Genomic DNA, 12,759 nt, shown 5'->3' with positions numbered 1-12,759 from the left:
GAGCGCGGCAGGCCCATCGGCCGCCGGGTGCTGCTCGGCACGCTCGGACTCGGCGCCCTCGGCGTACTGACCGCTCCCACGCTCCAGCGCGGGATGGAAGCCTTCCTCGCCGGCGCATCCCAGAAGGACCCCACAGGTCTGACCGGGCTGCTGCCCAACGGTGGCGGCTTCCGCTACTACTCCGTGGCCGCCTCCGTCCCCCACAAGAACGAGACGAACTACCGGCTCACGGTCGACGGCCTGGTCGACCGTCCCACCAGCTACACCCTCGCCGACCTGCGCGCCCTGCCGCAGACCCGCCTGGTGCACGACGTCCAGTGCGTCACCGGCTGGCGGGTGCCCGGCACCCCCTTCGAGGGCGTACGCCTGTCCCACCTCCTCGACGCCGCCGGGGTGCACCGCACCGCCGGGGCGATCCGTTTCACCTGCTTCGACGGCACGTACACGGAGAGCCTCAGCATGCGCCAGGCCCGCCGCCCGGACGTCCTGGTGGCGCTGCGCATGCAGGACAAGCCCGTCGGCCACAACCACGGCGGCCCCGTACGCCTTTATGTGGCCCCGATGTACTTCTACAAATCCGCCAAGTGGCTCTCCGGCATCACCGTCACCGAGGACGTCCGTCCCGGGTACTGGGAGGACCGGGGGTACGACGTCGACGCCTGGGTCGGCCGTTCGAACGGACGCGACGATGAACCCACGAGTTGACGACACCCCGGCCGTGTCCGCGCACTCCTCCCACGTACGGCGCTTCACCCGGGCCGAGCACTGGGTGCACCGAGTCACCGCCCTGCTGATGGGGGTGTGCGTGGCCACCGCGGCCTGCCTCTACATCCCCCAGTTCGCCGAACTCGTCGGCCGCCGCGAACTCGTCGTCCGCGTCCACGAGTTGGCCGGTGTGATGCTTCCGGTACCCGTCCTGGCGGGCCTGGCCTCCCGCGCGTTCCGCCGCGACCTGGGCTTCCTGAACCGCTTCGGCCCGCACGACCGGGTGTGGCTGCGGGCGGCGCTGCGCCGCGACAAGGACCACCGGTCGCGCCCGGCGGGCAAGTTCAACGCCGGACAGAAGATCTACGCCGCCTGGATCGCCGGGGCCACGCTGGTGATGCTGGGCACGGGCCTGCTGATGTGGTTCACCCACCTCACCCCGCTGATGTGGCGCACCTCGGCGACCTTCGTCCACGACTGGCTGGCCCTCACCGCCGGCATCGTCCTCGCGGGCCACATCGGCATGGCGCTGGGCGACCCGGAGGCCCGGCGGGGCCTGCGCACGGGATCGGTGAGCCGGCAGTGGGCCGACCGCGAACATCCCCTGTGGCGACCGTGAGCAGGCGCTGACGACAGGCGCTGACGACGACGATCGGGCCGCGGGGAGAACCGAGTTCGGTTCTCCCCGCGGCCCGATCGCGGCCGGACAGACTGCTCCGGAGGCGGTCGTGCAGGCCTTGGACAACGCCCTGGACAACCGCCCTGGATGTCGGCCCTAGACGACCAGGGACAGCAGCAGCACCAGTCCTCCGGCCACCACCGAGATGATCGTCTCCATGACGGACCAGGTCTTGACGGTCTGGCCGACGTCCAGACCGAAGTACTCCTTCACCAGCCAGAAGCCGGCGTCGTTGACATGGCTGAAGAAGAGCGAGCCCGCGCCGATCGCGAGGACGAGCAGGGACGTGTGGGTGGTCGACATGTCGGCCGCGAGCGGCGCGACCAGACCGGCCGCCGAGATGGTGGCGACGGTCGCCGAACCGGTCGCGAGACGGATCGCCACCGCGATCAGCCAGGCCAGCAGCAGCGCGGGGATCGACCAGTCCTTGGAGATCTCCAGGATCATCTGACCCACACCGGAGTCGATCAGTGTCTGCTTGAAGCCGCCGCCCGCGCCGACGATGAGCAGGATGCCCGCGATGGGCGCGAGGGACTTCTCGACGGTCGTCGAGATGCGGTCCTTGGTGAAGCCCGCCGCCCGGCCCAGGGTGAACATACCCACGATCACGGCCGCGAGCAGGGCGATCAGGGGAGCTCCGACGACGTCGAAGACGCGCTGCGTCATGTCCGTCGGGTCGTCGACGACGATGTCCACCAGCGCCTTGGCCAGCATCAGCACCACCGGCAGGAGCATGGTGGCGAGGGTCGCGCCGAAGCTCGGGCGCTTCTCCAGGTCCTCCGAGGCACGCTGCGGGACCATGCGGTCGGGGGCCTGGACGTCCACCCAGCGGGCCGCGTACCGCGAGAACACCGGACCGGCGATGATCACCGTCGGGATGGCGATCAGGACACCGAGGGCGAGGGTGATGCCGAGGTTCGCCTTGACCGCGTCGATCGCGACCAGCGGGCCGGGGTGCGGCGGAATCAGACCGTGCATCACCGACAGGCCCGCGAGCGCCGGGATGCCGATGCGCATCAGCGAGTAGTTGCCGCGCCTGGCGACCATCAGGACCACCGGGATCAGCAGCACGATGCCGACCTCGAAGAACAGCGGCAGACCGATCACCGAAGCGATCAGCACCATCGCCCACGGCATGGCGCGCCCGCCCGCCTTGGCGAGGATCGTGTCGACGATCTGGTCGGCACCGCCCGAGTCGGCGAGCAGTTTGCCGAGGATCGCGCCGAGGGCGATCAGGACACCCACGCCGGCCACGGTCGAGCCGAGTCCGGTGGTGAAGCTGACGATGACCTTGTCGAGCGGGGCACCGGCGAACGCGCCGAGGGCCAGCGAGCCGATGGTCAGGGCCAGAAAGGCGTGCAGCTTGAACTTGGTGATGAGCAGGACGATGACGGCGATGCCCGCCAGCACGGCTATGCCCAGTTGAGCGTGGCCCGCCGAGGTGATCGGTTCGACGGTGTCCGCTGCCAGCATCTCGACACTGAGTCTGGTCACGGTGGTTCCCTTGCTTGAGAAACGGACGCGGGGAAGGTGGTGCGCCAAGACGTGCGCCCCGTAGGGAAATCACGGGAGAAGGCACGGGGAAGGCACGGGTGGAGACGACACGAGACGACACCCGCCGCGCGGGGCGGGTCGGTGCGTGACCGGCGACACCGTGGGGACGGCGTCACCGCGAGAGAGGTGGCTAACGCCGGGGCGGTGCGAGGCCGTCGAGCGCCGCTACGGCCCGCTCGGTGATCTCGGCGGGGTCGCCCGACACATCCACCTGGACTCCCGCCTCGTCCGCCGCCAGCGGCTGGAGCGCGGCGAACTGCGAATCCAGGAGTGCCGTGGGCATGAAGTGCCCCTTGCGGTGCGACATCCGGTCCTCGATGAGTTCGCGGTCACCGGTGAGATGGACGAACACGACCCCGGGCGCCACCGCCCGCAGCCGGTCCCGGTAACCGCGCTTCAGAGCCGAACTGCTGACCACACCACCGAGCCCGGCCCGGTCGTGCGCCCAGCGCCCGATGGCGTCCAGCCACGGCCACCGGTCCTCGTCGGTCAGCGGCGTCCCGGCCGTCATCTTGGCGATGTTGGCCTGCGGGTGGAAGTCGTCGCCCTCGGCGTACGGAACGCCGAGCCGGGCCGCGAGCAACGGGCCGATGGTGGTCTTCCCGGTACCTGCGACGCCCATGACCACGACGACATGGGGGGTGGGACTGTGCTGCATCGCGCTCTCGCTGTCTTCGTCGACATCTGATGTCGACGCCACTGAAACGTATTAGGTACGACGAATTCAAGAGTGTGTGACATATAAGTCTGACTTTTTGTTTGTGACGTCGGCCTCGTACGCTGGCTCCATGACCACACGGGGCCGGGGACTGCACGGACACGTACTGGAATCCCTCGGGCCGGCGATCACGGCGGGCGACTACCCGCCCGGGAGCGTGCTGCGCACCGACGAACTCGCGCAGCGCTTCGAGGTGTCCCGTTCCGTGATGCGCGAGGCGGTCCGGGTACTCGAATCCATGTATCTGGTCGAGTCCCGCCGTCGCGTCGGCGTGACGGTCCGCCCCAAGTCCGAGTGGAACGTCTACGACCCTCAGGTCATCCGCTGGCGGCTGGCCGGCGCCGACCGTCCCCACCAGCTGCGTTCACTCACCGTCCTGCGCTCGGCGATCGAACCCGTCGCCGCGGGACTCGCCGCCCGCCACGCCACCGCCGAGCAGTGCGCGCAGCTCACCGAGTGCGCGCTCGGGATGGTCTCCACCTCACGCGGGCAGCAGTTGGAGGCGTACCTCGTCCACGACGTCGCCTTCCACCGGGTGATCCTCAAGGCGTCCGGCAACGAGATGTTCGCCCGCCTGGGTGACGTCGTCGCGGAGGTCCTGTCCGGCCGCACCCATCACGACGTCATGTTCGAGGACCCCGATCCCGCCGCCGTCACCCTGCACGTCCAGGTCGCCGCGGCCGTCCGCGAGGGCGACGCGCCCCGCGCCGAGCGGCTCACCCGCGAGATCACCGTCGGCGCACTCCAGGAACTGGACGTCCTGGCACCCTGACGGCGCCTGCACTCCGAGGCCGGAGCACCCTGATGGCGAGTGCACCTTGACGGTCAGTCGAGGAACTCCCCGTCCACGTACACCCAGGCCCTGTCCACCCGCTCGAACCGGCTCCGCTCGTGCAGCGAGCCGCCCCGGTAGGAGGCCCGGAAGGTCACGGTCCCCGTGCTGTGGAACGACGAGCCCTGGCCCGTGCCGAGGATCTCCAGGCCGGTCCACCGCATCCCGGGGTCGAACTCCACCCGGGCCGGCCGCGTCCGCGGATGCCAGGTCCGCAGCAGGTACCCCTCGTCCTCCTTCACGAAGGCGCAGTACCGCGACCGCATGAGCGCCTCGGCACTCGGGGCGGCCGCCTCACCGCTGTGGAAGCGCCCGCAGCAGCGCGCGTACGGCTCGGCGAGCCCACAAGGACAGGAACGGCTGGTCATCGCGTCATTCTCCCCGGACCCGCGCCGAGTCCGCGTTCGTGGGCGGATAGGTGGGCCGGGCCGGCAACTGCGGGGTCGGCAGCGGCGGGGCCTGCGCCGGCAACGGCGGCAGCGCCGTCTCCTGCAGCCACGCGTGGAAGAGGTCGTCCAGGGGCTCGGCCGCGTAGCGCGAGACGTGCGAGGTGAAGACGGCCGTGGTGACCACGCCGCCCCGGTGCAGGGTCGCCCAGCCGCGCAGCATACGGAAGAAGGCCTCGTCGCCCATCGCACAGCGGATCGCGTGCACCGTGAGCCCGCCGCGCTCGTAGAGCCGGTCGTCGAACATCAGCTTGCGGCCCGGGTCGGACAGCAGCAGGTCCCGCGGCAGCGCGGACAACTTCCGGTGCGCGGCGGCGGCCAGCTGACGCGCCGGGCGCCCGCCCGATCGCTCCGACCACAGCCACTCGGCGTACTTCGCGAGCCCCTCGTTCAGCCAGATGTGCCGCCAGTCCGCGATCGTCACGCTGTTGCCGAACCACTGGTGCGCCAGCTCGTGCGCGATCAGCCGCTCCGAACCCCGCGCCCCGTCGACATGGTTGGCGCCGAACAGCGAAAGCCCCTGCGCCTCGACCGGGACATCGAGCTCCTCCTCGGTCACCACCACCGCGTACTCGCCGAACGGATACGGCCCGAAGAGATCCTCGAACAGCTCCATCATCGCGGGCTGCCGCGCGAAGTCCCGGGAGAACTCCGGGAGCAGCTGCGCGGGCAGATGCCCGGACTGCGGTACGCCCCCGAGGCCCGGGTCGCCGAGCAGCACCGTCTGGTACTTGCCGATCGACAGACCCACCAGATAGCTGGAGGTCGGCGCCGACTGCTCGTACACCCAGGTGGTCGTCGACGCCTTCGTCGTCCGCGTCAGCAGACGCCCGCCCGCCACCACCGCGTACGCGGAGGGCGTGGTGATCGAGATCTGGTACGCGGCCTTGTCGGCAGGCCGGTCGTTGCACGGGTACCAGGACGGCGAGCCGGTCGGCTGGCTCGCCACCAGCGCCCCGTCCTCCAGTTCCTCCCAGCCGATCCCGCCCCATGGACTGTTCACCGGCTTGGGGTTGCCCGACCAGTGCACCTCGACGGTGAAGGCGGCGCCGGCCCGTATCGGCTTCGGCGGACGGACCCGCAGCCTGCCGCCCCGGTGCGTGTAGTGCGGTGCCTTGCCGTCGACCCGGACCCGGCCGATCCGGAAATCGGCCAGGTTCAGCTGGAACTCGGTCAGCGGAGAGCGGCCCGCTATGGCGTTGATCCGCGCGGTGCCGGAGAGCCGGTTCGGGCCGGGGCGGTAGTCCAGCGCCAGCTCGTACCGGTGCACCCGGTAACGGGAATCTCCGTTGGCCGGGAAATAGGGGTCCGGTCCCGCTGTCTGCTGAACGCTCACTGCTGCGACTGCTCCCTGCCCTGTGCTCGACGTGCCGCTGTACCGCCCTTCGTGTCCGATCAGGTCAAGTCTGCTACGAACGCCAGGCCTCGATCGGATTGCCCAGCCAGCGGGTGTCGTCGGGAACGGACTCCGCCGCCATCACGAGCGACGCGGGACCCAGGGTGGAACGGGCCCCGACAGTGCTGCCGGGCAGGACGATTCCGCCCGGACCCAGGGTGGCGCCCTCACGGAGGACCACAGTATCCGTCCGCAAGATCCGGTCGTGGAAGAGGTGGGTCTGCAGGACACAGCCCCGGTTGACCGTGGTCGCGTCCCCGAGCGTCACGAGATCCGTCTCGGGCAGCCAGTAGCTCTCGATCCACGCGCCCCTGCCGATCTTGGCGCCGAGCCCCCGCAGCCACGCGGTCATCAGCGGCGTACCGGGCACGGATCCCGCCAGCCACGGCACGGCGACGACCTCGACGAAGGTGTCGGCCAGCTCGTTGCGCCACACGAAACCGCTCCAAAGCGGGTGCTCACCGGCGCGGTGCCGGCCGACCAGCGTCCACTTCGCCACGATGGAGACCAGACACCCGAGCACGCCCACGGCGAGCAGCACGGCCCCCGAGAACGCCCACGCCCACGGTCCCAGCGCACACAGCGCGGCGACCGTCAGCACCGCCAGCGCCGCCGAGCAGAACACCGGAACCAGCCGGCACAGCTCCACCAGACCGCGGGCCCACAGCAGCCGGGCCGGCGGGTCGTAGGTACGGCTCTGGTCGCCGCCCTGCGCCGCACGCGGCAGCTTCATCGGCGGCAGCCCCAGATACGAGCTGCCCTTCTTCGCCTTCTTCGGCGTCGCCGACAGCACGCCGACCAGACCGCCGTCCGGCACACTGCGCCCCGGAGCGGTCATCCCGGAGTTGCCGAGGAACGCCCGGCGGCCGATCTCGGCCCGCCCGATCCGCATCCAGCCGCCACCGAGCTCGTACGGCGCGGTCAGCGTGTCGTCGGCCAGGAACGCGCCCTCGCCGACCGTCGTCAGACTCGGCAGCGCGAGAACCGTCGACACCTCGGCGCCCCGGCCGATCCGCATGCCGAGCATCCGCAGCCACACCGGCGTGATCAGCCCGGCGTACAGCGGGAACAGTGTCTCCCGGGAGCGGTCCATCAGCTGCGTGACCGTCCAGGCCTGCCAGCCGATCCGGCTGTGCGTCGGATGCGTGCCCTCGTGCAGCCCGAGGCTCAGCAGCCGGACGGCGACCAGGAGCAGCAGCGCGTACGCGAGACCGAACGCGAGCGTCGCCGGCACCAGGGCGAGCCCGGCACCGCGCAGCGCCGCGCCGAGCCCGGCGTCCGCGCTCACGAACACCCGGGCCACGAGCAGCGCGGCGACGCCGGCCAGCACCGGCAGCGCGCTGAGGGCGAACCCGGTCGCGCCGTACATGACCCGCCAGTACGTGCCGCGCTGCGGCCGGTCCTTGGGCCACGCGCGCTTCGCCTTGCCGAGCTTGCCCGCGGGCGCGCCGGCCCAGCGCTGCCCGGTCGGAATCTGCCCGGCCACGGCGGAACCCGGGGCCACCTCGGCGCGCTTGCCGACCCGGGCCCCGGGGAAGAGGATGCTGCGCGTTCCGACCACGGCGCCGGCGCCCACCTTCACCGCGCCGATCTCCAGCCGGTCACCGTCCAGCCAGTACCCCGACAGGTCCACCTCGGACTCGACGGCGGCACCCCGGCCCATCTTGAGCATGCCGGTCACCGGCGGCAGCGAGTGCAGATCCACGTCCGGGCCGATCCTGGCGCCCAGAGCACGGGCGTACCGCTCCAGCCAGGACCCGGTCAGCGAGGTCGCGCCGCTGAACCCGGCGAGCCGCTCCGCCGTCCAGAGCCGTAGATGGACACTCCCGCCGCGCGGGTACCGGCCGGGCTTCACCCCGCGCAGCAGCAGCCGCGCACCGCCCGCCGCGACGGCGAGCCGCCCCGGCGGGCTGTAGAGGACGAGCGCACCGGCGCCCACCAGCCACCACGAGGTGCCCGGCGCCCACGGATACGGGCCGAACCAGTGCAGTACGTTGCCGAGCGCGGCCAGCGCCACGGTCCAGCGCAGCCCGAGCAGGGTGAACAGCGGGATCAGTACGAGGAGCTGGATCAGCTTGGCGCGCAGCGGGACCGGCGCGACGATCCGCTCGGCGCCGTCGTCCTGGCCCGACTTCTCCAGATGCCGGGCCAGCTTGCGCAGCACGGGCTGCTGGTAGATGTCCAGGACGGCGGCGTTCGGGTAGCGGGCGCGCAGCCTCGTGGTGAGCTGGGCGGCCGCGAGACTGCTGCCGCCGATCGCGAAGAAGTCGTCGGCGGCGCCGCCGACAGGAATGCCCAGCACCTCGCTCCACTGCTCGGCGAGCCAGGCCTCGGTGCCGTACAGCTGCTCCTTGGCGCCGCCGGTCTCCAGACCCTCCAGCGGCCAGGGCAGCGCGTTCCGGTCGACCTTGCCGGACGTCCGGGTCGGCAGGTCCTCGACCGGCGCGATCAGCGGCACCAGCGCGGCGGGCAGTTCGGCGCGCAGCTTCTCGACGGCGGCCGCCTGGTCCCAGCCGTCCTGGATGACGACATAGCCGACGAGGAGCTGATTGCCGCCGCGCGCGGTCCGCACGGCCGCAGCGGCGCCCGCGACACCGGGCAGCGCCTGGAGCGCCGCGTCCACCTCGCCGAGCTCGATCCGGCGTCCGCCGAGCTTGATCTGCTCGTCGGCCCGCCCGAGGAAGATCAGCCCCTCGGGTTCGGCCTTGACCAGGTCACCGCTGCGGTACGCCCGCTCCCAGCCCAGCGAGGCGAGCGGCGCGTACTTCTCGGCGTCCTTCTCGGCGTCGAGGTAGCGGGCGAGCCCGACCCCGCCGATCACCAGCTGGCCGCTGCCGCCCATCGGCACCAGCTCGCCCGCCTCGTCGACGACGGCGAGCTCCCAGCCGTTCAGCGGCAGCCCGATGCGGATGGGCTCGTCGCCGGTCAGCAGCGAGGCACAGGCCACGACGGTCGCCTCGGTCGGCCCGTACGTGTTCCAGACCTCCCGGCCCTCGGTCACCAGCCGCTGCGTCAGCTCGGGCGGGCAGGCCTCGCCGCCGAAGATCAGCAGCCGGACCTCGTTGAGGGCTTCGGGCTCCCACAGGGCGGCCAGCGTGGGCACCGTGGAGACGACGGTGATCTCCTGCTCTACCAGCCAGGGCCCGAGGTCGGCGCCGCTGCGCACCTGGGAGCGCGGCACGGGCACCAGACAGGCTCCGTACCGCCAGGCCAGCCACATCTCCTCGCAGGAGGCGTCGAAGGCGACGGAGAGGCCCGCCATGACCCGGTCACCGGGGCCGATCGGCTCCTCGATGAGGAAGAGGTCGGCCTCCGCGTCGACGAAGGCGGCGGCGCTGCGGTGGCTCACGGCGACGCCCTTGGGCTTGCCGGTGGAACCGGACGTGAAGATGATCCACGCGTCGTGCTCGACGCCGGGCCGCCCGGCGGGAATCTCGGAGCGGCCGTTGACGGTCAGCTCGTGCCCGGCGCCGACGACCGCGCGCACCTCCGCCTCGCCGAAGACCAGCTCGGCCCGCTCGTCGGGGTCCTCTGCGTCCACCGGAACATAGGCGGCCCCGGCCGCGAGGACGCCGAGGATCGCCACGTACAGCTCGTTCGTGCCGGACGGGACCCGTACGCCGACCCGGTCGCCGAGCCCGACCCCGGCCTCCGCGAGGCGCCACCGCACGGCCTCGACCTCGGCGGCCAGGGCGCGGTAGGTGAGGGCACGCCGGCCGTCGTCGAGAGCGGGCTCGTCGGGGTACGCCCGTACGGAGGCATCGAGGATGTCGACGAGCGTGCGCGGCGAGGCGGCCGAAGCGGCGGAGAAGCGCGCCTGGTCACCGAACTCCGCACGCACCTCGTCGTCGGACAACGCGAGTGCGGGGCCTTGCTGGAGGGCTGCCATCGGGTCCTCACGTGTTGTTCCCGGAGACTCCGGGGAGCCGGTGGGCCCGCAGGTACGCCTGGGGATATTCCGGTCCAGCTCCGAACAAGCCTGCAATTTTAGTACGACGCTAGCCTCGGACCTGGTAATCAGCGATGCGAGGCCGTCTCCCGGGGGCGTCCGAGCCCTTGGTTCCAGTGCTGTGACGTGGGGATATGTCAGCGTGACGAGATCTGCCCCACATCTTTCCGTAACAGCGCGAACACGACGAGCGAGGGCCCCGGTCCGATGGTCGGGGCCCTCGCTGTGCCAGGGGCGGCAGGGCGGCGCGGCGGCCATGGACCGCCGCGCCGCAGGTGCGCTGTTCGTCGGTGTGTTCGTGGGGGGTCAGCTCGTGCTGCAGGAGACCGTGGGCCAGGTCCAGGTGCCGTTGGTCTGAATGGTGACGCCGAAGTTGTTGCCGCTGCCGTTGGGTTTGGCGGTGAGCACCTGGGCGCTGGGGTAGCCGGCGCTGATGTTCCAGGTCGCGATGATCTTCTCGGGGGCGGGGACGTTCATCGTCACGGTCCAGTTGCCGCCTCCGGTGACCGCCACGTTGAGGTTGTACCGGTCGCTCCACTGCTGGCCGGCGGAGAGCGTCGCGGTGCACCCGCCGCCACCGCCACCACCCGTGCCGCCCCCGTCCGGGGCCACGGCGCGGCCGGTCTGCGGAGAGATCATCCCGGCGCACAGGCCACGGGAGGCCAGCCCCTGCGCGATGCGCGGGATCGCGGCGATCGTGTTGGCCGGCCAGTCGTGCATGAGGATGATCTGGCCGTTGGTGAGCCGGCCGGCGGCCGCCACGATGGCGTCGGTGGTCGCGCCGTTCCAGTCCTGCGAGTCGACGTCCCAGATGATCTCGGTCAGGCCGTACTTGGCCTCCACCGTCTTCAGAGTCGCGTTGGTCTCTCCGTACGGCGGGCGGAACAGTTTCGGCGTGCCGCCGCCGGCGCCGGCGATGGCCGTCTGGGTCCGGGAGATCTCCGAGTCGATCTGCGCCTGGCTCTGCTGGGTCAGATGCGGGTGGGTGTAGCTGTGGTTGCCCACCCACATGCCGGCGTCGACCTGGGCCCGTACCTGGGCGGGGTTGGACGCGGCGTACTGGCCCTCGTTGAACATCGTGGCCCGCAGGCCGTTCTGCTTGAGCGCGTTGAGCAGGCTCGACGTGGTGCTGGACGGGCCGTCGTCGAAGGTGAGTCCGACATACCCGCTGCAGGTGGCCGCCTGTGCCGGTCCCACGTCGAGGGCGAGGGGGCTCGCGGCGGCCGTGGCGACGACGGCCAGCCCCGTGATCAGCGAGCGTAACGAGCGATGTGGTCCGAATCTCGTGCGAAGTCTCATGCGAAGTGGTCCTCCAGCCTCGGGGGTGCGGGGGTCAGCTCGTACTGCAGGAGACCGTCGGCCAGGTCCAGTTGCCGTTGGACTGGATGGTGACGCCGAAGTTGTTGCCGCTGCCGTTGGGTTTCGCGGTGAGGACCTGGGCGCTCGGATAGCTCGCGCTGATGTTCCAGGTGGAGAGGACCTTCGCCGGGGACGGCACGTTCATCGTCACGGTCCAGTTGCTGGAGCCGGTGACCGCGACGTTGAGGTTGTAGCGGTCGTTCCACTGCTGGCCGGCCGACAGGGCCGCGGCGCATCCGCCGGTACCGCCACCGCCGGATCCACCGCCTGATCCGCTGTCGCCCAGCGTGATGTTGGAGTTCCCGCTGCTCTGGTATCCCTCGGTGGCGAGGATCATGTAGTAGTTGAAGCTGCCCAGGTTCATCCCGGCGCGGGCCCAGGCGTCGAAGTGGTTGCCGGTGGTGATGGTTCCACCCGTCCTCTTCGACTGCCGGACACTCCAGTACTGGTCGAAGGTGCGCGTGCCCTCGACGGAGGGGGCGTTGGTCCGCGTCGTCTTGTAGATGTCGTACGTGCCGCCGTCACTGGTGACGGTGCCCATGAACGTGCCCGTGGGCCGGTAGGTGCCCCAGTTGTCGACGATGTAGTACTCGACGAGCGGGTTCGACGTCCATCCGTAGAGGGACAGGTAGCCGTTGCCGGACGGGTTGAAGGTGCCCGAGTAGGTCACGCTCCTGCGTCCGCCGTTGGCCCAGCCCTTGCCTGCGACGAAGTTCCCGGTGTTGCTCCAGGACGTGCTGTAGTTGCCGCCGGAGCCCAGGTTCATGGACACCGTGCCGCTGCTGTCGGTCCAGAACGAGTAGTAGTACCCGTTGTTGGTGCCGGTCTGGTTCGAGCTGACGACCGTGTCGGCCTGGGCGGTGCCGGGCAGGGTCATCGCGGCCACGGCGACCAGCAGCATGGTGCAGACGCCGCTGATGAGCAGCCTGAAGTGACGGAACGCCCCGGAACGACCGCTGCTGCGGCTCGACGGGTGTGCGGGTGCGTCGATCATGTGCGTGTTTCCTCCTCGTCCTCGTGAGGTGACGCGCTGCGAATCGCCCACAGTGTTGAACTGGCCCTGTCAAGTGTCAATACTTTCGACGCCCGAGCCGAAACATTCGCGAATGCTGGCAATGGCG

General features: G+C 70.8%; 10 protein-coding genes. 3 read left to right on the top strand and 7 right to left on the bottom strand.

Features of this window, described 5'->3' with window-relative positions:
- The first annotated feature begins 15 nt into the window (after window positions 1-15).
- On the top strand, window positions 16-705 hold the full coding sequence (locus ACZ4N5_RS10060; protein ID WP_467756735.1) for a molybdopterin-dependent oxidoreductase: 690 nt from the start codon (window positions 16-18) through the stop codon (window positions 703-705).
- Window positions 689-1,324: a cytochrome b/b6 domain-containing protein gene (locus tag ACZ4N5_RS10055; protein ID WP_467756612.1), complete on the top strand. Its 636-nt coding sequence runs from the start codon at window positions 689-691 to the stop codon at window positions 1,322-1,324. The genes ACZ4N5_RS10060 and ACZ4N5_RS10055 overlap by 17 nt, the downstream gene beginning before the upstream one ends.
- Window positions 1,325-1,480: 156 nt before the next feature.
- Here ACZ4N5_RS10055 and ACZ4N5_RS10050 read toward each other — a convergent pair whose 3' ends face one another.
- Together ACZ4N5_RS10050 and ACZ4N5_RS10045 are read right to left on the bottom strand one after the other, a co-directional pair.
- Complete coding sequence (locus ACZ4N5_RS10050; protein WP_467756611.1) at window positions 1,481-2,878, bottom strand: GntP family permease; 1,398 nt, start codon at window positions 2,876-2,878, stop codon at window positions 1,481-1,483.
- Between the two features lie 190 nt (window positions 2,879-3,068).
- Window positions 3,069-3,596: a gluconokinase gene (locus tag ACZ4N5_RS10045; protein ID WP_467756734.1), complete on the bottom strand. Its 528-nt coding sequence runs from the start codon at window positions 3,594-3,596 to the stop codon at window positions 3,069-3,071.
- 130 nt (window positions 3,597-3,726) lie between these two features.
- On the opposite strand from ACZ4N5_RS10045, the gene ACZ4N5_RS10040 reads away from it, so the two are divergent.
- Complete coding sequence (locus tag ACZ4N5_RS10040; protein WP_467756610.1) at window positions 3,727-4,428, top strand: FadR/GntR family transcriptional regulator; 702 nt, start codon at window positions 3,727-3,729, stop codon at window positions 4,426-4,428.
- A gap of 53 nt (window positions 4,429-4,481) precedes the next feature.
- Here ACZ4N5_RS10040 and ACZ4N5_RS10035 read toward each other — a convergent pair whose 3' ends face one another.
- The 5 genes from ACZ4N5_RS10035 to ACZ4N5_RS10015 all read right to left on the bottom strand — a co-directional run bounded on the left by ACZ4N5_RS10035 (window position 4,482) and on the right by ACZ4N5_RS10015 (window position 12,539).
- Entirely contained in the window at window positions 4,482-4,856 is a 375-nt protein-coding gene (locus ACZ4N5_RS10035; protein WP_467756609.1) for a YchJ family protein, read from the bottom strand.
- 4 nt (window positions 4,857-4,860) lie between these two features.
- Entirely contained in the window at window positions 4,861-6,270 is a 1,410-nt protein-coding gene (locus ACZ4N5_RS10030) for a M1 family metallopeptidase (protein WP_467756608.1), read from the bottom strand.
- A gap of 73 nt (window positions 6,271-6,343) precedes the next feature.
- Window positions 6,344-10,219 (bottom strand): Pls/PosA family non-ribosomal peptide synthetase, encoded by a 3,876-nt coding sequence (locus ACZ4N5_RS10025; RefSeq protein ID WP_467756607.1) that lies wholly within the window; start codon window positions 10,217-10,219, stop codon window positions 6,344-6,346.
- A 366-nt stretch (window positions 10,220-10,585) separates the two neighbouring features.
- The gene (locus ACZ4N5_RS10020; RefSeq protein ID WP_467756606.1) at window positions 10,586-11,578 is read right to left on the bottom strand and encodes a polysaccharide deacetylase family protein; all 993 of its coding nucleotides are present in this window, start codon (window positions 11,576-11,578) and stop codon (window positions 10,586-10,588) included.
- Between the two features lie 34 nt (window positions 11,579-11,612).
- Complete coding sequence (locus ACZ4N5_RS10015; RefSeq protein ID WP_467756733.1) at window positions 11,613-12,539, bottom strand: glycoside hydrolase family 11 protein; 927 nt, start codon at window positions 12,537-12,539, stop codon at window positions 11,613-11,615.
- Window positions 12,540-12,759 lie beyond the last annotated feature (220 nt).

It is taken from the genome of Streptomyces sp. NPDC026500, assembly GCF_055567635.1.
The sequence above is the reverse complement of the archived record's forward strand: the minus strand, read 5'-3'. Positions and strand labels throughout refer to the sequence as shown.

What these genes read in the sequence shown, in the direction of transcription:
- ACZ4N5_RS10055 (WP_467756612.1), top strand. Translation starts at nt 689, where the DNA reads ATGAACCCACGAGTTGACGACACCCCGGCCGTGTCCGCGCACTCCTCC.
- ACZ4N5_RS10045 (WP_467756734.1), bottom strand. Translation starts at nt 3,596, where the DNA reads ATGCAGCACAGTCCCACCCCCCATGTCGTCGTGGTCATGGGCGTCGCA.
- ACZ4N5_RS10040 (WP_467756610.1), top strand. Translation starts at nt 3,727, where the DNA reads ATGACCACACGGGGCCGGGGACTGCACGGACACGTACTGGAATCCCTC.
- ACZ4N5_RS10035 (WP_467756609.1), bottom strand. Translation starts at nt 4,856, where the DNA reads ATGACCAGCCGTTCCTGTCCTTGTGGGCTCGCCGAGCCGTACGCGCGC.
- ACZ4N5_RS10025 (WP_467756607.1), bottom strand. Translation starts at nt 10,219, where the DNA reads ATGGCAGCCCTCCAGCAAGGCCCCGCACTCGCGTTGTCCGACGACGAG.
- ACZ4N5_RS10020 (WP_467756606.1), bottom strand. Translation starts at nt 11,578, where the DNA reads ATGAGACTTCGCACGAGATTCGGACCACATCGCTCGTTACGCTCGCTG.
- ACZ4N5_RS10015 (WP_467756733.1), bottom strand. Translation starts at nt 12,539, where the DNA reads ATGCTGCTGGTCGCCGTGGCCGCGATGACCCTGCCCGGCACCGCCCAG.